Annotated in this window: 17 protein-coding genes; 10 read left to right on the top strand and 7 right to left on the bottom strand. The window is 39.0% G+C overall.

The window, feature by feature from the left end:
• Nucleotides 1-35: 35 nt before the first annotated feature.
• Complete coding sequence (gene asnC, locus FLM47_RS14360) at nucleotides 36-494, bottom strand: transcriptional regulator AsnC (RefSeq protein WP_138606304.1); 459 nt, start codon at nucleotides 492-494, stop codon at nucleotides 36-38.
• 185 nt (nucleotides 495-679) lie between these two features.
• Here asnC and asnA point away from each other — a divergent pair, with 185 nt between their 5' ends.
• The gene (asnA, locus tag FLM47_RS14355) at nucleotides 680-1,675 is read left to right on the top strand and encodes an aspartate--ammonia ligase (RefSeq protein ID WP_178956711.1); all 996 of its coding nucleotides are present in this window, start codon (nucleotides 680-682) and stop codon (nucleotides 1,673-1,675) included.
• A gap of 34 nt (nucleotides 1,676-1,709) precedes the next feature.
• Here the strand turns inward: asnA and FLM47_RS14350 are convergent, their stop codons facing one another.
• From FLM47_RS14350 to gmk, 5 genes are all read right to left on the bottom strand, one after another.
• A complete protein-coding gene (locus FLM47_RS14350; RefSeq protein WP_178956710.1) occupies nucleotides 1,710-3,314 on the bottom strand; it encodes a DUF342 domain-containing protein in 1,605 nt (534 codons plus the stop codon).
• 147 nt (nucleotides 3,315-3,461) lie between these two features.
• Nucleotides 3,462-3,854, bottom strand: coding sequence for a RidA family protein (locus tag FLM47_RS14345; protein ID WP_010392969.1), 393 nt, complete (start codon nucleotides 3,852-3,854; stop codon nucleotides 3,462-3,464).
• Nucleotides 3,855-3,866: 12 nt separating this feature from the next.
• Nucleotides 3,867-5,972 carry a bifunctional GTP diphosphokinase/guanosine-3',5'-bis pyrophosphate 3'-pyrophosphohydrolase gene (gene spoT / locus FLM47_RS14340; protein WP_109875868.1) on the bottom strand — a complete coding sequence of 702 codons (2,106 nt, stop codon included), beginning with the start codon at nucleotides 5,970-5,972 and terminating at the stop codon, nucleotides 3,867-3,869.
• Nucleotides 5,973-6,099: 127 nt separating this feature from the next.
• Nucleotides 6,100-6,375 carry a DNA-directed RNA polymerase subunit omega gene (gene rpoZ / locus FLM47_RS14335; RefSeq protein WP_008108220.1) on the bottom strand — a complete coding sequence of 92 codons (276 nt, stop codon included), beginning with the start codon at nucleotides 6,373-6,375 and terminating at the stop codon, nucleotides 6,100-6,102.
• A 125-nt stretch (nucleotides 6,376-6,500) separates the two neighbouring features.
• Nucleotides 6,501-7,121 (bottom strand): guanylate kinase, encoded by a 621-nt coding sequence (gene gmk, locus FLM47_RS14330; RefSeq protein ID WP_054202954.1) that lies wholly within the window; start codon nucleotides 7,119-7,121, stop codon nucleotides 6,501-6,503.
• 299 nt (nucleotides 7,122-7,420) lie between these two features.
• Between gmk and FLM47_RS14325 the strand changes: the two genes are divergently transcribed.
• The 3 genes from FLM47_RS14325 to FLM47_RS14315 all read left to right on the top strand — a co-directional run bounded on the left by FLM47_RS14325 (nucleotide 7,421) and on the right by FLM47_RS14315 (nucleotide 11,148).
• On the top strand, nucleotides 7,421-9,616 hold the full coding sequence (locus tag FLM47_RS14325) for an LruC domain-containing protein (protein WP_178956709.1): 2,196 nt from the start codon (nucleotides 7,421-7,423) through the stop codon (nucleotides 9,614-9,616).
• Nucleotides 9,616-10,074 carry a hypothetical protein gene (locus FLM47_RS14320; protein WP_178956708.1) on the top strand — a complete coding sequence of 153 codons (459 nt, stop codon included), beginning with the start codon at nucleotides 9,616-9,618 and terminating at the stop codon, nucleotides 10,072-10,074. Before FLM47_RS14325 ends, FLM47_RS14320 begins: the two co-directional genes overlap by 1 nt.
• Nucleotides 10,075-10,188: 114 nt before the next feature.
• Nucleotides 10,189-11,148 (top strand): endonuclease/exonuclease/phosphatase family protein, encoded by a 960-nt coding sequence (locus FLM47_RS14315; protein WP_256729579.1) that lies wholly within the window; start codon nucleotides 10,189-10,191, stop codon nucleotides 11,146-11,148.
• A gap of 71 nt (nucleotides 11,149-11,219) precedes the next feature.
• Here the strand turns inward: FLM47_RS14315 and FLM47_RS14310 are convergent, their stop codons facing one another.
• Complete coding sequence (locus FLM47_RS14310) at nucleotides 11,220-12,143, bottom strand: glycosyltransferase family 2 protein (RefSeq protein WP_138606314.1); 924 nt, start codon at nucleotides 12,141-12,143, stop codon at nucleotides 11,220-11,222.
• A 212-nt stretch (nucleotides 12,144-12,355) separates the two neighbouring features.
• Between FLM47_RS14310 and FLM47_RS14305 the strand changes: the two genes are divergently transcribed.
• From FLM47_RS14305 to FLM47_RS14280, 6 genes are all read left to right on the top strand, one after another.
• Nucleotides 12,356-13,507, top strand: a complete 1,152-nt coding sequence (locus tag FLM47_RS14305; protein ID WP_138606316.1) for a glycosyltransferase — start codon at nucleotides 12,356-12,358, stop codon at nucleotides 13,505-13,507.
• A gap of 9 nt (nucleotides 13,508-13,516) precedes the next feature.
• A complete protein-coding gene (locus FLM47_RS14300) occupies nucleotides 13,517-14,929 on the top strand; it encodes a lipopolysaccharide biosynthesis protein (protein ID WP_178956707.1) in 1,413 nt (470 codons plus the stop codon).
• Nucleotides 14,922-16,313 carry an O-antigen ligase gene (locus FLM47_RS14295; RefSeq protein ID WP_055013278.1) on the top strand — a complete coding sequence of 464 codons (1,392 nt, stop codon included), beginning with the start codon at nucleotides 14,922-14,924 and terminating at the stop codon, nucleotides 16,311-16,313. Before FLM47_RS14300 ends, FLM47_RS14295 begins: the two co-directional genes overlap by 8 nt.
• Entirely contained in the window at nucleotides 16,279-16,983 is a 705-nt protein-coding gene (locus FLM47_RS14290; protein ID WP_109875861.1) for an acyltransferase, read from the top strand. Before FLM47_RS14295 ends, FLM47_RS14290 begins: the two co-directional genes overlap by 35 nt.
• 4 nt (nucleotides 16,984-16,987) lie before the next feature.
• Nucleotides 16,988-18,124, top strand: coding sequence for a glycosyltransferase (locus FLM47_RS14285; RefSeq protein WP_178956706.1), 1,137 nt, complete (start codon nucleotides 16,988-16,990; stop codon nucleotides 18,122-18,124).
• A 130-nt stretch (nucleotides 18,125-18,254) separates the two neighbouring features.
• Complete coding sequence (locus FLM47_RS14280) at nucleotides 18,255-19,748, top strand: GNVR domain-containing protein (RefSeq protein WP_178956705.1); 1,494 nt, start codon at nucleotides 18,255-18,257, stop codon at nucleotides 19,746-19,748.
• Nucleotide 19,749 lies beyond the last annotated feature (1 nt).

Below are 19,749 nucleotides of genomic sequence, written 5' to 3'. Positions count from 1 at the left end.
CCTCTTTTTCGGCAAATTATACGAGATTTTTCACCTTAAGGCACCACTGTTCGACTAATCGGGTTTTGTAATGAGATCAGGGTTTCGGTTGATTGAATGGCTTCTATTGCCTGTATTTTATTGATTAATACATCTTGTAGATGATCGATAGAGCGAGTCATTACTTTAATAAAAATACTGTAATTACCAGTGGTGTAATATGCTTCGACCACTTCCTCTAATGATTCTAATTTTATAAGTGTTTGCGGATAATCGCGCGCGTTGTTCAAATTAATACCAATAAAACAACACACATCGTAACCTAATTGCTTTGTATTAATGGTTAGTTGAGTACCTGTGATGATCTCTGCATGTTTCATTTTTTCGATTCGCACATGAATTGTTCCTGCGCTTACACTAAAGCGTTTTGCTAATTCAGCATAAGGTGTACGCGCATTATCCATTAATGCATGCAGAATCTGTTTATCAAGATTATCGATTTGATAATTTTCCATAGATTTAACCGTCTTTAATTATGGTATTAGTTATTTTTATACCACTTTTTTAATGGTTTTAATATCGTAAAGCTATTTTTATTATGGGATATTGAATTAAATAGTTTAATTGTTACGATAACCTCATTGAAGCGTGATTGTGCGCTAAGTAGTAAATACAATAACTGGGAATGAGGCCAATTATTATGAGTTCACATTATGTGCAGCAGCAGCAGCAAATAAGTAAAGTTAAGCAGTTCTTTTCGCAGCAATTAGAACAAAAACTGGGCTTAATTGAAGTTCAAGCGCCTATTTTAGCTAAAGTAGGCGACGGTACACAGGATAACTTAAGTGGGCACGAGAACGCCGTGGCTGTGAATATTAAAGCGATTGCAGATAGCCGTTACGAAGTGGTGCATTCTCTTGCTAAGTGGAAGCGTAAAACCTTGGGTGAATATGGCTTTTCACAAGGTGAGGGAATTTATACGCAAATGAAAGCGTTGCGACCTGATGAAGATTCATTAAGCCCAATCCATTCTGTTTATGTTGATCAATGGGATTGGGAGCAAGTTATTTGTGAAAGTACGCAACGTTCGCTATCTACTCTCAAGCAAACGGTTGAAACGATTTACCAAGGTATTAAAGCCACTGAACAATATGTTAGTGCAAGCTTTGGCTTAAGAGCATTTTTGCCAGCTAAAATTACTTTTGTACACAGTGAAGAACTGCGTAAAATGTACCCTGACTTTAGCGCTAAGCAGCGTGAGAAAGCGATTGCTCAAGAATATGGTGCTGTGTTTTTAATTGGTATTGGCGGAGCATTAAGTGATGGTAAAATTCATGATGTGAGAGCGCCAGATTACGACGATTGGTCAACACCAACATGTGATCAGTATATGGGATTAAATGGCGATATTTTAGTATGGAATCCAATTCTTGAAGATGCTTTCGAAATATCATCTATGGGAATTCGAGTGAGTCCTGAAGTTTTGCAAGCTCAATTGGGAATTACCGGTGACGAAGACCGTTTAGAGTTTGATTGGCATAAAGCATTGTTAGAAAGTAAATTTCCTCAAACAATTGGTGGTGGTATTGGTCAGTCTCGCTTGGCTATGCTGTTATTACAAAAACAACACATAGGGCAAGTGCAGGTAGGTGTGTGGCCAGCACAAACCTATGACAGTGTAGACGGCTTACTATAAAGAATAAGGGGCTGTTACTAACAGCCCCTTATAATTAAGTTTTAAACTCAATTTCTATTTTATTGTTTTCTAACTTAACATTACTTGGTGGAAAGTTACGAGTTGTTTTAAGTAACTTGTTGAATATATGGATTTCCACTCCAGAATGTAAAACGGTATTTACGGTTAAAATGGCTTCATCGAGCATGGTATTTAGTTTTTGCTCTAAACTCGCTATCTGCTTTTCTAGTTGTTCAGCTTGTTGACTATGATGTATCTGAGTTGATCCAATCTTATTCATGAGCTCGCTTTTTTTATGAGCATCTTTAATTAAATCTGCTTTTTCTAATGCAGCTTGTAAGCTATCAACCTGTTCATTTGCAGCTGTTAATTCACTAAAATATTTATCAATATCTTTGGTCATTTGAGTAGCTGAAGCGGCTAAATTAATTGCCATTTTAGCCCCTGATTCGTTACCAATTTCTCCGGCAATTAGTTTAGTGGCATCTAAAATTTCACCTCCAAATAACTTTCCTTTAGGTAGTTCTGATTGACCAATTTGAATTATATTTTTTGCTTTCATTGAGCTGTGGCTGGCTTGGCGGTCAAGCAATATGCTGTTAGCTTCAATGTAGCAATATTGAGAGTGTGAGGCATGCACATCACCTGCGCAAATTATTCTGCAAGAAAGTGATTTATCTTCAGGCTTTTGATGGCCAATCACCCCTTGTTTTACAAGTATATCGCCACCGGCGGTTAATTCTCCAGATTCGACTGTACCAAAAACGGTAATGTCACCTGTTGCATTTATCCGCATTCCAGGCTCTACATTTTTACTAACTATAACACTACCTTCAAAGTCGATATGGCCTGTTTTTACAGACACATCGTTAACAGTGAAAATATCGTCAACACGCATTCCGTTATTTATTTCAACAGGCACGCCGGCAATAGTTGAAAGTAATTCCATCGGGTTATTTTTTGATATTTCAGTACCCTCACCTGCAATTAGGGCATGAACTTGCCCTGGTTTGGCTGGTAAAACATCACCTATCACGGTAAACCCTTCTTGACCAGGAGTAGCAGGTTGCTGCTGGATTAGTAATTCACCCGGTTTAACACTTGCTAATTTACCAAAATCACGCATATCAACACTACCATCTTCTTTTAATTTGGGTGCTTTAAGGCGGTCCTTTAAGGTTTTAACCATGGCTTTAAATTTACTATCTTGGCCGTCAGTAGGTAAACGTCCTTTAGCGAGTGGTCCGCTAACTACAGAGCCCGGAGGAAGCTCAAATTGCTTTTGTAAAAGCTGCTCTAAAAATGCTTGTTTATAACCTCTAGCAACATGCGCTTTCACTAATTCTTTTTTAGCTTCATCAAAACTGAGTGTTGCGCCACCTTTGGCGAGAGTGAGCGTGCCAGTGGCTAGCATTTTATCATCGCTGATTTCAACGATTAAGGTTGCATCGTGGCGTGTTGCAACGACTAAGATTCGTTCAGGTGTTGCACTACTGAAATAGTTATTTATGGCGTCATGATCGATTTCACACTCGCTGTAAGGCGATTGTTCAATTGCTTCAATGATAAAAGCAGCACTGGTGGGTGCAGATTTACTCGTATCGAGCAATACATTGCCATTATGAGCAAGCTTAAACACAAGTTATCCTTTTCTACTACAAAAGTAAGGTTTAATAAAATAACGTGATTACAGAGTGCTAGAATTTTAGTTTTGAGTCAAGAATTCATCAAAGTGTAGCTATAGAATGGGATAAAAGCTATGAGCGGCGCTCATAGCTTATAGAGGTTAGTTTGTTGAAGGAAGTTCCATAATGCCGTCAATTTCTACTTGTACACCTTTAGGGAGTGCACGAACGCCAATAGCTGCACGCGCAGGGTAAGGCTGTTTAAAATATTGGCTCATAACTTCGTTCACAATGGCAAAGTTTGAAAGATCAGTAAGGTAAATATTAACTTTTACTAGGTCTTGAATAGAACCGCCAGCTTCCTCACAAACCGCACTGATATTTTTAAATACTTGATGTGTTTGCTCACTAAAGTCTTCAGAAATAACGTCCATTGTTTCTGGGACAAGTGGTATTTGCCCTGATAAATAAACAGCTGTACCCACTTTTACTGCTTGGCTATATGTACCAATTGCTGCAGGTGCTTTATCCGTTGATATAAATGCTTTATTCATGATGTTCCTATTTTATTTTTTACGATAGACTTTTTGTACATCGGGCATAACACGTATGCGGCGCATAATATTGGCGACATGAATACGGTTTTTAACTGTGATCCCTAAGTCTATCACGTATAAATTACTTTCTTTTTCATCGGTAGCTATTTCTACAATATTGGCCTGCGTAGTGGCGACCACATTGGTTAATTTAGCCAGCGCACCTTGGTGGTTAATGATTTCTACTCTTAAAGTCGCTATATATTCTTTTTCAGGATTATCATCCCATTTTACGACTAGGTATTTCGAACGATCATTTTCCCAACCACGAATATTTTTACACTCTTGGCGATGAACGGTTAAACCTTTACCTTGGCTAACATGGGCAGTAATAGCGTCTCCAGGTACAGGACGACAACATTTAGAATAATTAACCAACATACCTTCGGTACCAATAATAGTTGCCTTGGCACGCTTTGCGATGTCGTTTAAATCATCATTGTCGTTTTGTAACAAGCGTTTAGCAATCAGCATACTCATTAAGTTACCTGAGCCAATCTCTACTAGCAGTTCTAAGGTAGAGGAAAGCTCATGCTCTTCAAGCACTCGGGTAATATTTTCAGCTGGCAGGTTATCAAATTTGTTTTCCCCTAGCGCTGAGTCAAGTAAGCGACGACCAAGTAATAACGCTTCTTCATGCTGTTGACTTTTAAGGTAGTTGCGTACGCCCAAGCGTGCTTTGCCAGTAACAATAAAGTTAAGCCATGTTGCGTTAGGGTGAGCGCCTGAACTGGTAATAATTTCTATTGTTTGCCCTGTATCAATGGCTTTACTTAAAGGATAAGGCTTGCGGTTCACACGTGCACCGACACAAGTATTACCTACATCAGTATGAACGGCATAAGCAAAATCAACCGCCGTTGCACCCATAGGAAGTTCAATAATCCGACCATCTGGGGTAAAGACATAAATTTCTTCTGGGAATAGCTCTGTTTTTACATTCTCTACAAATTCAAACGAGGAACCTGCACTTTGTTGTAATTCCAATAAGCTTTGCATCCATTGGCGTGCGCGCTGTTGTGCAGTATGACCCGCATTGTCACCCGACTTTTTATACATCCAGTGAGCTGCGACCCCTTTATCAGCCATGTGATCCATATCTAAAGTACGAATTTGAATTTCTACAGGAATACCATGCGGGCCAACTAAAGAAGTATGTAATGATTGGTAACCATTAGTTTTTGGTACAGCAATATAGTCTTTAAAACGGGTTTCGATTGGCTTATATAAGTTATGAGCTACACCAAGTACGCGATAACAGGTATCCATAGAGTCTACTGCAATACGAAATGCGTAAATATCCATGACTTCGTTAAACAGCAGCTCTTTATTGAGCATTTTTTTATAAATACTATATAGATGCTTTTCACGGCCTGATACGGTCGCTTTTATGCCAGATTCTTCAAGGCGAGCTTCAATTTCAGTTTGAATATTTGAAATAACTTCTTTGCGATTACCACGCGCTTTAGCCACTTCCGATTTAAGTGCACGATGACGCATAGGGTACAGTGCTTGAAAACCTAAATCTTCTAGCTCATTTTTTATATCATGAATACCTAAGCGATTAGCAATTGGTGCATAAATCTCAAGGGTTTCACGAGCAATACGGCGGCGCTTATCAGGACGAAGTGCGCCTAGTGTACGCATGTTGTGTGTTCTATCAGCTAGCTTGATTAAAATAACCCGAATATCTTGGGTCATTGCCATAATCATTTTTCGATAGTTTTCAGCTTGGAACTCTTTTTTATCTTTGAAGCTCAATTTATCAAGCTTGCTCACACCCTCTACGAGTTCTGCCACCGTTTCACCAAATATTTCAGCTAAATCTTGTTGGCTAAAATCGGTATCTTCAATCACATCATGCATGAGTGCTGCCATGAGCGTTTCATGGTCAAGATGCATGCTTGCTAATATTTGAGTGACTTCAACGGGGTGAGTAATGTAAGGCTCGCCACTTGAACGAGTTTGACCCTCATGAGCCTCTCGGGCTACCACGTAGGCTTTTTGAACTAGCTCAACATCGTCTGCTGGCAAGTATTTTGAGATTTTCTTTTTAAGACCTTCAAAAAGATACATTCACACTCCAATGTTCTCGTGAAGCAAATAAGTTAGGATAAGTTACGAATATACGATGAAAACAAAGGATTGCCAACGGCTATAGTTGAAAAACTATGCCGTTAGCTAAATCAGACCGGGCGGTTGATTATTGGTTGCCACCAACAATGGCAGCAACAGCAGCTAGTTCTGCCGCTTCTTGATGTTGTTGTTCTTCACGGTCAATAACATCCATTGAAGAATTATCAACTAAACCAAGTTCGATTTCACGTAAAGCAACAACTGTCGGCTTATCGTTCTCAGGATCTACTAGTGGATCTTTACCACCAACAGCAATTTGGCGGGCACGACGGGCCGCAACTAAAATTAAGTCAAAACGATTACCAATTGCATCTACTGCATCTTCAACTGTTACGCGAGCCATCTTAGCACTCCAAAATAATTTAAAAGCAAAGGCGTAGTTTACTGCACGCAGCAAGTTTCGCCAATAGCCAGTGGTTAATTTTTATCTATTTTAAGCCATGAACCGAAAATTAATCGTAATTTAGATTACTTGAGCAGCTCATTAATTAAAGTTTGATGACGTGTTGTTTGTGCTTTTAGCGTTAATCGCTGTGCAATTACTATGGTTTCTAAATCGCGTAGAGCAGTATCAAAATCATCATTCACTACAACATAGTCGTATTCGTTGTAATGAGAGGTTTCTGATTGAGCTTGCGCCATTCGACCTGCAATAATTTCAGCAGAGTCTTGGCCGCGATTATTTAAACGTTGTTCTAGCTCTTGTTTTGATGGCGGTAAAATAAAGATAGTTTTTACGTCGTCCATTATTTCTCGAACTTGGCGAGCGCCTTGCCAGTCAATATCTAAAAATACATCAATACCTGCGGCGAGTTGCTCTTCAATCGCTTGCTTAGAAGTACCATAATAGTTATCAAATACTTGTGCCCATTCAAAAAAATCATCTTTGGCAATCAGCGCTTTAAACTCATCAACTGATACAAAGTGGTAATGTTCTGCATTATTTTCACCAGGGCGCGGTGCGCGAGTGGTGTGCGATACCGATACTTTCATATCAGCATGCTTTTTCAGTAGTGCATTTATTAAGCTAGATTTACCTGCCCCAGAAGGTGCCGATAAAATGAATAAGTTTCCGCGAGAGTGTGCCATGATTTTTTACCTAAAATGAACAAGCACAGCCGTTAAAAAGGCCTGCCTTAATTTTACTATTGTACTTTATTTAATGAAGCTTACTCAACTGCTGCATACTTAGAGCAAATAGCCCGTGTCTAAGAGCATAGATACAGAGAGTTTGTGAAGGTGATTTTTACTCTCGCATAATGCAAAGACATGTGTTGCAACTTGCATATCTAAGTGATGTAATTTTTTATTATTATTTAAATTCAATAGGTTAAAGTTTGGAATAAAGTCTGCATTAGTTCAACTATGTAACTATAGAGGGCTTACGTATGAAATTAACCCATCTCGGAAAAGTTTGCTGTGTATTGTGGCCTTGCACCGTTCTTAGTCAGCCATTTGAGAATTGTCCAAGTCAGGCTTTTTTAATGCAAGATGCCAAAGCACAGTTATACGGTATAGATTTAGTATCAGCTAAACCAACGGTGTTAGCCGCGGCTTTAACGTTTACTACTGAGGCAAACAATGAGAGCGTAAACGCCATTGGCTTTAATTATAAAGATCAGTACTTGTATGGCTTTAGCCGCCAAGCACCAAAAAGTGTGGTGCAAATAGACAGTAACTACCAAATGGCTCGCTTAAATATCACAGGGCTGCCAGATACTAATTTTTATGTAGGTGACATTCAGGTAACAGGCGATGCAGCAAATCAGCGCGCTTCATATTATGTTTATACTCCTCGGTTTGGCCTTTACGAAATCGATTTAAACTCAGATCTAACCGCTGAGATTACTGCGCAGCTTTTACCTAATAGTGCTAACTGGAATTTAGGGATTTATGATTTTGCCTTTCATCCACAAAGTAATTTACTTTATGCAGTTGAATCAAATGGTGATTTGCATGAAATTAACGTTGCTAATAATACTTCTAAATTTATAACTCAGCTCGACATTGGTGATGATACGGGCGCATTTGGTGCCGCTTACTTTGACATTGACGGTCAGTTTTACTTTAGTAATAACAAAAGCGGAAAAATACATAAAGTTGATTTAAGTATTAGCCCCGTAGTTGACTACACACCAACAGCAAACGTATTTACCTCAGGACCTAAATCTAGTCAAAATGATGGTGCGCGATGCGCTATTGCAGAAGTTGCAGTTACCGATAGTTCTATCGATTTTGGTGATGCTCCTCGCCCATATAACACGAGTCTTGAGCAAAGTGGCGCTCGACACTTATTTGATCCTAATAGTACTGGTAGTAATCTTATTTACTTGGGTGAAACGGTCGATGGTGAAAACATCAATACGAATGATGATTTAATCAAGAATCCCATTGATGACTCCGATGACGGGGTTAGTTTTGTAACCGCGATTGCTGCAGGACAAGATAGCCAAATTATTGTTAACGCGTCAGCTGATAGCTTTTTATATGCTTGGTTTGACTGGGATCAAAATGGTGGCTTTAGTGAATCTGAGCGCATGGTAACTAAGTATCCGCTTAACAAAGGCGATAATAGTATTTTAGTTAGCGTACCGAGCAATGTTAAAGCAGGGCAAACATGGGCTCGCTTTCGAGTTACTGATGGCTCCGAGGCATCATTAATTACTGCCACGGGTGGGGTGCTAGGTGGCGAAGTGGAAGATTATCCAATAACCACATTTGCTAGCGCTGTTTATCCTGGTGAAAACGATTGGGTTACGCTTGCCTATGAAGATAAATGGCCGTTCTCAGGCGATTACGACTTTAATGATGTCGTTGTAAATTATCGTACTACGCAGCTGATTGAAGGAAGCAATGTGGTTGGCTATAAAATTGATGGTCAACTTGTTGGAGTGGGCGCAACTTATCACAATGGTTTTGCTGTAAGGCTTACAGAAACTACTAATAGCACAACCAATGCTATTTTAAGTAGTGAAATTGATGAGCAAAATATCATTTACACTATCAATGGAGAGCCGCAACTAGACTCGCCATTAGAAGCAAACCGTGAGCAGGCAATTTTGATTTTCATGCAGGACACTTGGCAACATATTACGAAGCAAGCCGGCTGTGATTACTTTAGAACCGAAAGCAATTGTGACGTAAACAGTAAAGTAACGTTTAGTATGACTATTCCATTAAAAGCAGCTAAAGCGCTAGCGAATGCACCTGGTACACTTCTCGATCCGTTCATTTTTGGTAGCGAAGGATTTTATCATGGTGACTTTTTAGTTGGTAAAAATGCAAGAAGCTGGGAGGTTCATCTAAAAAACCAAGCGCCAACAGAGGCTTTCGATAGTAGTTTATTCGCTGTTAATGGTGCAGATGATGCCACTCAGCAAGCCTCTGAGTTATTTTTTCAAACTGAAAATGGCCTTCCCTGGGCGATTGAAGTCGGTATGCAGTGGCTACATCCACTTGAAGGGGTGGATATCACCAATGCTTATGATCGTTTTGCTAATTTTGCACAGTCGTCAGGTCAGCAAGCGCCGCAGTGGTTTAACAGTTACAACGCACCGAGTGTGGTTGTTAAAGGAGAACAGTAATGAATAAATTAACCGTTATCTTATGCTCATTATCACTGTTAACAGCCTGCGGGGGCGGAGGCGATGAAGGTGCAGCACCTGCACCGACCAATGTCGCTCCACCGGTTGCAGATCCTGTAACAGTTGAGCCTCAAAGTATGGCAAGTTTAGTTATAAATAATGACTTTAACTTATCAACAAAATTTAATTTAGCTATTGATGTAGCGCTTTCTAGAGGCGATGAAAGAGCGTATCTAAATATTTGTCAGAAAAAATTGAATACAGAACGAGCAGATTACAATAACTGCTTATTCAGAGCCCCTCTAACGCAAGGGGCACTCACAACCACACTTGCGATGAGCAGACAAGATATTGAGCTAGTAGCGGAAATTTGGTTTTACGATACCAGCACCCAACCACTTGCTTTTACTTGGCAGTTTGATGCTCAAACACAAAACCAAATGTTTGAGATTAGATAACATCAGGTTATGTCGAGTTCTGGTTAAGTTTTATCGGCTTAATTGATAAAACTCAAAGTTAAGATAAAGAATATACTCAGGTATATTCTTTTTTTATTGTTAAAAGGGGCGTTCATGTTCAAGGTTATTTCGAGTAGGCGGTGTAATTCAAAAAGAGGTTATAGCATTGCTGTTATCGCAGTAATTGCCTTGCTGCTAATTGTTGCCGCATTTAATCCGTGGCAGTTTTATTACGCTGATTTATTAATATCCTTTCGGTTTCCTTTGTTAGCTGCTGCGTTGTTTTTTGCATTGTTACTGCTTGCGCTAAAAAAACTATGGCTAGGGGGAGTGATTGCGATTATTTGTATTATCAATTTAAGTTCACTTTTACCGCTGCATTCATTAGAAGTCATTCCCTCGAAGGCTGCGATAACGGTTAAGCAAATTAACCTCAATTACAATAATCCCTATGTAGACATGCATCTAAAGAACTTACAAAACCAGCAATGGGATGTGCTTGTTTTGCAGGAGTTTAGCGATTTAAACCGGCATTTGCTTAAACCGTTTTTAAATAAAGCTAGTTTGTTTGGTTATCGCGAAGTCGAAGGGATCCCCTACGGCATTGTGGTTATTTCGCGTTTACCGATTATACACAGACAGCAAGTTAAATTAGATGGCGACCGATTAGGTTATATTAAGCTTAAGCTGTTATTAGATAAACATCCTATTACCGCTTTTATTGCCCATCCACCTTCACCAAGAACTGCTACTCATTGGCATAATCGTAATCGGTTATTATCAGCAATGAACGAGGCGAGTACAAAAGAGATAGATCCTTGGTTTATTGCGGGAGATTTAAATATTGTTCCCTGGTCGAGCTATTTTAATTGGTTTAATGCGCAAAGTTGTTATGCAGCTGCAAATGCATATACCAGCTTTGCACCTACTGCAATAAAACACACTTTAATGACAGGCTTGCCAATTGACCATTGTATTTTCAATCAAGAGTTTAATTTATCTTCTCTGGAAGTGAGTGAGTTTAAAGGCAGCGATCATAAAATATTAAGTTATACATTAAATTTAAAAAGTTAGGTGAAGTATTTACTTTAGGCCAATACAAAACAAATAGCTTAAACGCTATTTGCTGTGTATTGGCGAAGTATTTATGATGCAGTAGTAAATGTGTTTTTTAAATCATGTAATAAATGGCGTAAATTACGTTTATGCGGGAATAACGTAAACGCGGCAGTTGTAGTCGATAACGCTTTAAATTTTGCGCCTATTTCTCGATAATACTCACCGTAGCATTCTAATATACGTGCCTGTGCTTTTATTTGTGCAATCATTCCAGCATCTCTTTTGCAGCGTGAAACAATTTCTTTCATCGCGTTGAGCCTATTTTTACGATTCGCAGTAATAGAGCCCGCTCTCATTAAGTAATCCATGGCTATGCGCGGTGAAAAAGCTACATCACCAATTCTTGCAAGTTTTAACCAGCAATCCCAATCACTTGCGCTGTTTAATACGTTATCAAATCGGCCGATATAATTAATGGCTGAGCGTTTAACCATAACTGAAGAGGTTCCTATTACATTAGCAAAAATAAGCAAGTCCATTGGCGACTTTAAATTTTGGTAGCCCATATTTTTCTTATCAACAAATTTTGAAAATTCAGGCCAAAAAGAAAAGCAATCCACAATAGGCTCATAGTCTTCATTTACATGCATATAGTTAGTAAAGCTTAAAACACATTCGGAGTTTTCTTTCATATAACCTAATTGCTCATACAGTTTATCATCACTCCAATAGTCGTCGGCATCTAAGAATGCAATATAGTCCCCTTTAGAAGCTGCAATAGCGCGGTTGCGTACATTAACTACACCGGTATTTTCTTGTTCTAAAATAACCAGCTGTGGAAATGTGTTCTGCGCTTTTCTCAACCATTCAACACTGCCATCGGTTGAGCCATCGTCTACAACGATAATTTCTAGATTGACATTTTTTTGAGCAATAACACTACTCAGTGCCTTTGCTAAATACTGTTTGCAATTGTAGTTTGGGATAATAACGCTTATTTCTATATTCATGAGCTGCACCCTGGCTTCTATTAATTAACTAGATAAGTGCTACGCAAGTTAAGCGCCAAGTATTTTTATAGCTTTGTGGAGTGTTTTTTGTCTAATGCTTTGCATTTTGCAATATATGTTCGCAAATTGACTTTAATCTAACCATTTTTAGTGCTTTTTAACTGGGCATGGTTCTTGCGAAATAACCATTAGAATCTTTTGGAGTATTTAGCATGAAACATATAGGCATTGTTGTACCAAGCTTCCATATCCCGTCAGAAACCTTTGTGGTGACAGAAATAAATGCACTTGTTAAAGCAGGTCATAAAGTAAGTGTTATTACCTTTGAGAATTTAAATACCAGTGCAAATCTCGATAGCAGTGTAAATGTAATTATCATTAAAAAGTCTTTTAGTGCTGCTGCTAAATTTGCAATGTCTAAGCCGCTAGTAGCTCTTAACGCTGCTAAAATTGCTTTTCGCTTTACCTCAATCTCAGCCATGTCGCTTCTAGGGTATGGGTTAAACATTGCAGAAATAATTAAGCGGCACGGTATCTCTCATATACATTGTCACTTTATGCATGCACCGTTGGCATACTCGATTGTTGCTAGCAAAATTGCGGGTATTAGTGTCTCATCAATCGGTCATGGCCATGATGTATATGTAAACGATACCGATCTCAAACTCAAGCTTTCGTTATGTGATTTCTCGGTTGCTGTGTGTAAAGACATGGCTCAAAAACTAAGTAATTACAAAGTTGGAAAAGTTGAGCTATTGCATTGTGGTGTTGATTTAAGTTTATTTAGCAGCACTCCAAATCGACTTCATGAGTCTGTTAAATTGTTATTCATTGGGCGCTTAGTTGAAAAAAAAGGACTGCAATTTCTATTACCCGCTATAAAAAAATTAAGTAAAAAATACGCCATATGTCTAGACATCGTGGGCGAAGGCCCATTAATGAATGATTTAAAGTTTTTGTGTGAAGAGCTTGGGCTTGATAAAGATGTTCGATTTTTAGGGCGTCGTACGCCTCTTTGGTTATCAAAAAATACCAGTAACTACTCAGCACTGGTTGCGCCATTTTGTGTATCTAGTAATGGTGACAGAGACACTGGGCCAGTAGTTCTTAAAGAAGCTATGGCCAGTGGTATTCCTGTGCTAACGACCAAGCTTATGGGGGCAAAAGAAATTGTAAATGATTCTGTTGGTTTTAAATGTGAGCCTTCAAGCATTATTGGTTTAGAGACTATCTTAACTCAATTCTGTGAGCTTAATCCCTATGAACGATATGCCAAAGGTATCAATGCTAAACGATTGGTAGCAAATAAATTTAATGCCAGCTCACAAGCTAAAAAGTTGTCATCTTGGGTGCAAAACTCATAAGGAATGAAGATGAACGGACTTAAGCAAATAGCCTATTTTGGACTATCAACATTATTGCTCAAAGGGCTTGGCTTTGCTTTACTCCCTATATCGACTCGTCTTTTAAGCCCTGCACAGTTTGGTGAACTTAATTTTTTAGTCTCTATTTCAGCCGTAATGTCTTTGTTGTTGTGCCTAGGCTTACCTGAGCTCCTTTTTAAACAGCAAATGAAAAGCGTTGTTTTTAAGCAGGCTTTATTTAGGGATGCGTTGATTTTATGTAGTGTGTTAAGCACTGCATTTGTAATTGCTGTTGTATTGTTTGCTGACCTTTTGCTGAATTTATTACCTATCTCTGTTAATCAAATAGATTTGCAATTATTAGCTGTTAACTTGGCATTTTCGTCGGTGTTGTCGATTGTATTTTGTTTTTTTAGGTATTACGAAATGGCTAAGCAGTTCTGCTATTTAGCTGTTTTACAAGGGGTCGGACAAACTCTACTGACCATCATCTTGCTATATCTAGGCTATGGTGTAACCGGCGTTATGCTATCTGGTGTGATAGCGAGTTTTATTGTACTGATACTGTCACTGTGGCAAATAGCACGCACGATTAATATTAGTTTTAAATGTATCGCATGGAATATTACGCCTAAAAATACGCTGTTTTTGTTAAGCATTATTGTCTCTTCACTCTTTGTGTACGCTAATAATGGCGCAGAAAACTGGTATATTGTAGCCAGTGTGGGCAAAGAAAAGCTCGCTCAATATTATGTCGCTCTGCAATTTGCAGTCATGACCTCGTTTACATTTGAACCAATCAGAATGTGGTGGTTTTCACGCCGTTTTGACGAGTTAACCTCAAGCCGCAACCACTATGTGTTTTTATGTGAATTAAGCCTTGAGATTGCGATTACCCTTTGCTGCATAATGCTACTTTTAGCGCCGCACTTATTCACCCTCGTTTTACCACAAAATTATTTACTTAATGCCTGGTTATTACCCAGTTTAATACTCATTGTTGTGCTGAGACACCATAGCGATTTACTTAATATTGGTTGTTATGTTCACTATAACGGCTTGTTTGTGACTATTATTAATGCAGTGAGTGCTACGAGCGTATTAATTGCATTAAGTTTTTTAGTGCCAAAATGGGGAATATTAGGTGCTGTTGTATCGTTAGCATTGGCGCAAACTTTAAAAACGCTACTGTTTGTAGTTATTAGTCAAAAGCTAGAGCATTTAGCATTTAAAGTACACAGTCTGCTCCCTAGCTGGCTGTGCTTTATTCTTGTGTTTTCGTTAAGTGTGACTCAAGTGTCTTACTACATTGTAGGACAGGTTGCTGTGTTGATATGTTTGTTTGCGTTGTTATTTAAAAAGTATAAACACCACATCACGGGAATATTGCAACGGCTTTTAGCAAGGAAGGCGCATGGTTAACTGGTATAAAGAGCATTACTTATTAATAAATGGCTTAGTGATAACGGCGCTTATTTTAAGCTTATATTCGTTATTTGGGCCCATAGCTGCTTTTGCTTTATTGTTACTGCCATTTGCTGGCGTATTAGCCGTGCGTATTAGTACTGTGTTTATTATCTTATTTATTTTATTTAGTTATTTTAGGATCCATGAGGCATTTGTATTTTTAATGCCGCTTAAAATCCCTAAACTCTTAGCGCTAGCCTCTTTACTGGCCATTTTCTGGCATTTATTTATTTCCAAAACATTAAAACCGCATTGGAGCTCAGCTCATCTTATTTTTGTCATTTGGTTTGTTTGGCTTACTGTGTGTGTGTTTTCGGCTTCAAACCGTGGCGTTGCTATTGAGTATTGGTCTGGAGTGTTGGTTAAAGTTTTTATTATGGTGTTTGTGATCAGCTGGTGGTTAACGCGATTTTCTCACTTTAGTTACGTAAGACTAGGAATTATGATTTCTGGTGTGGCCATTGCGCTGGTGGCACTGAATAACAAAATTAATGGTGTGGGGCTAGTTGAGGGCACCCGAGTCACTATTTCTCGAGAGTATCGTTCACAACTGGGCGATCCTAATGATTTATCTTTAGTGCTGATGTTTCCTGTGTCTTTTTTAGCTGCTGAATTATTTAATACATACAACAATCCATATCGACGATTATTTGCAGGCGTTGGTTTAATTTTGGCTATTTCAGGAGTGATAGCTACGCAAAGCCGAGGCGGCCTATTAGGTATTGCTGCTATTTTGAGTTTCTTTTTATATCAAAAGGTAAAAAATCCAGTGGTTGTGGCTGCATGTGGGGCAGTTGCCATGCTTGCCATGATGGTCTTTGCGGGGATTTCAGATAGGCAAAGTGGTGGTGCTGCTGAAAGTGGAGTTGACGAGTCTGCTATGGGTCGAATATATGCTTGGCAAGCTGCAATAAACATGGCGCTTGCTAACCCGCTAACAGGAGTTGGGGTAAATAACTTCTTCGTAAACTATTACTTTTATAGCCCGCACTGGGATGGCAAGAATCATGCAGTGCATAGTACGTGGTTTCAGGTACTTGGTGAAACAGGCTTTGTTGGTATATGTATTTTTTTACTGGTTATCGCCAGTATTTATCGCAGCTTGTCTCGAGTATTTTGCATTAATAAGCTTAACTTTAATCCTGAAGTGACAGTGAATGCTAATGCGCTAAAAGCCGGTTTAATTGGTTTTATGGTTGCAGGTACGTTTTTAACTCAAGCTTTTACGTGGCCTTTGTATATCATTTTGTCCCTGACCATTGCCCTAGAAAAGCTGACTATCGATAGTAATAAGGATTCGTCTTATGGTGACCCAACTAAAGTATTGGCTAAAAAATAGTAACAGTCCCTCGGCAAAACGTTTGTTTAAATTTGCAAAGTCGCTGCGTAATCCACAGCTACCCGTTATTCCTCTACTACATAGTGGGCTTTATCATCTGCACCATTTTATAAAGCAGTTTGTTCATGAACTGCTGAGAATATTTTATTACACCCCATTATTTAAAAGCCAAATTCAAGGCAGTAAAAAACGTTTATATTTATATTCGGGTATGCCTCAGGTAATTGGTAAATTAAGGGTTGAATGTAAAAACGATGTCAGGATCTCGGGGATCAGCACTTTGTGTGGCCGTGTAAGTAATGAGCGTGAGCCTCTACTAAGTATTGGTAATAATGTTGATATTGGCTGGCAAAATGCGTTTTCGGTAGGACGAAAAATTGTACTTGAAGATGATGTAAGACTTGCGGGACGTGTTTTTTTAGCAGGCTTTCCTGGTCACCCAATTGATTGTGAACGTCGTGCGAACGGCCAAAGTGATGATGAGAGTCAAATTGGCGATATTATTATTAAGCGTGGAGCATGGATTGGGACCGGTGTTACGGTACTTGCTGGAGTAACCATAGGTAAAGGAGCCATTATAGGGGCGGGCAGTGTGGTAACCAAAGATATTCCCGATTTTACTATTGCCGCAGGTAATCCGGCTAAAGTAGTCAAAAACATAGTGGAGTGAGCGAATGAAATTTATTGTTTTTGCAGAAGATTGGGGGAGCCACCCTAGTAGTACTCAGCATTTATTTTCAGAGCTTGCAAAAAGACAGCAAGTGAATTGGGTTAATTCTGTGGGAATGCGTAAACCTAGCGTAAAGCTGCACGACATAAAACGTATTTTTAATAAATTTAAGCAGCTATTTCAACCCTCTAATAATAGTAAAATAGCCACGCCTAAAAATATGACGGTATATAAACTGCCTATTTTACCATGGCATGATAATGGCTTAGTGCGCTGTTATAACCGTTGGGTTTTCTCTCGTCATATTGGTGCTCATAAAACCAGTGAACCTATTGTATATTGGTTAAGTGTGCCAACGGCATGCTATCTGTTTGATAAAAGAGCCACCGACTCGCTAATTTATTATTGTGGTGACGATTTTAGTGCGCTGGCTGGGGTTGATCCTATGCTGATTGCGCCTTTTGAGCAGCAGCTGATTAAAAACGCAGATCTTATTTATGTGATCAGCGAGTTATTAAAAACTAAAATGCCTGCTGAAAAAACTAAGTTACTAACACATGGCGTGAGCTTTGATTTATTTACGAGTAATGTCGACAAAGCCGCAGAAATCAGCGCTATTGAAGCCCCCATTATTGGCTTTTATGGCAGTATCAATGCCTGGCTAGATATCCCTTTATTAATGGCGTTGGCCACTGCTAGGCCGCAATATCAATTGGTATTAGTTGGCGATATTACCACTCCCATTTCAGGGTTGTTGCAGTTTAAAAATGTAACGCATATTAGTGCGGTTGAGCATAAACGGTTGGTATCTTTCTCGGCTCATTGGGATGTATCTATTTTACCATTTGTCGATAATGAGCAAATTAGGGCTTGCGACCCGCTTAAATTAAAAGAATATTTAGCGGTAGGCAAACCGATAGTCGCAACCGATTTCGCGGCAGTGAATCATTATCACTCGCAAATTTTTATCGCTCAGTCACAGAATAACTTTATTGAAAAAATTGATCAGGCGTTGTCACTCAGTCAAGCAAAATTAAGTTTATTGCATGCAGTCCAAAAAAACATAGCGAAAGAGCATAGCTGGCCGGTAAAAGCTCTCACTGTGATCAACGATCTACAAATATTAAATCCCTCCGATTAAACCATAACTATAATATTGGCGCGCCCTGTGCAACTACTCCATTAAAGAAGGCTATTTACGCTGTAAATTTTTATTTTGCAAATAGCCGCAAAGTTTCGCATAGCAATATGCAAATCAATGGGTAGCGAATATGTTAGTTAGAGAGCAAATAAAAAGATTACTTTATTTAGCTTTGTACGCTGTTTACACCAGGGCAAAGTTATTTGTTTTGCCGTTGCTGATTGTACCCGTAGTAGTGATTGTACTCGCGGCAACGTCACAAAAACAATATACAAACCACGCCACTATTCTTATAGAAGAATCGGCGCTGCTTAATCCCTATTTAGATGATTTGTCGTTCTCGTTTGATTTATCAAATAGGATGGCAGCTTTGCGTACCTTAGTGATTAGCCGCAAAGTTCTGATTGCCGTGGCAAAAGAAACCAATTTAGTACCAAAGGATGCATCCCCCGCCAAAATAGAAAAAATACATCAAGAGCTTTCACAGGCGCTTTCCTTATCATTGGTGGGAGACGAGCTAGTTCGGGTTAACTTTATTTGGCATGACCAAACCCAAATGAAGGCGGTGCTTGAAAAAGTGGTAGAGAAATTTATAGAAAGTTTATTAGCCCCAACGAAAGCATCACTGGATACCTCTGAGCAATTTTTTTATCAGCAACTGGTAAGTTTAAGAGAAGAGTTGGAGATTTCTGAGGCTTCATTGGCAAGCTTTAAAGCAAAAAACAGTAATACCTTACCCGCTGTTTTACACAGTAATAGGCAAACTTTCGATAAGTTATTAAGTGATCAACAACAAAAGTCCATTGTGCTCTCAGGCGCTAATGCCAAGCTTGAGGCACTTACTACAAAAATGGGTCAAGCAAACCCGATTCTCGGTCGTATAGAAGAGAAAATAATTACTGCAGAATCAGAGCTCAGTTTTTTAAAAACCCGCTATACCGATAAACACAGCAAAGTGGTTTCAAAAAAGCGCGAACTACTCAGCATTAGAGCACGGCAACAAGCGTTAATTGAAAGTGGTAAAGGCCTTGATGCCACTAATATTGATCAGCTTTGGCAAATGGCTAATACCTTACCCAGTGGAAATGACAATGAAAGTAATGTGTTGGTGTCACAAATACTCGCTCTAGAAGAAGCTAAAAATAATGTTCTGCAGCATCAGCAAGAATACGACATGTTAGAAAAACAAGTCAATGCAGTGAGCGAGCGCTTACTAGTAACCAGTGATATAGAAAAACAACTTAGAAAGCTCGAGCGTGACTACGATGTTAAACAGTCATTATATAAAGACATGTTAGGGCGTTACGAAATGGCAAAAGTGACAGGCAAGCTGGTTAAGTATGAAGGCCCTGACAAAGTTAAAACCATTGAGCGAGCTTATAGTCCTACTCAACCAATTAATACTTCACTCGTGGTGGCAATTATTATGGGTATTGTTTTAGGCATATTTACCAGTGTCACCTGTGTGTTTGTTGCGACCTTATTCGACAGTCATTTAAAAGATATTCAAACCATTGAAAAACTATCGTCACTAGACGTGGTTACCATTTTACCCATTGTTGGTCACAGCACGTTACATGCTGGGGTTAGTCCATCAATGCACTTCCTTAGTGAGGGAAATTAAC

It is taken from the genome of Pseudoalteromonas sp. Scap06 (assembly GCF_013394165.1).
Lineage (GTDB): Bacteria > Pseudomonadota > Gammaproteobacteria > Enterobacterales > Alteromonadaceae > Pseudoalteromonas.
The sequence above is the reverse complement of the archived record's forward strand: the minus strand, read 5'-3'. Positions and strand labels throughout refer to the sequence as shown.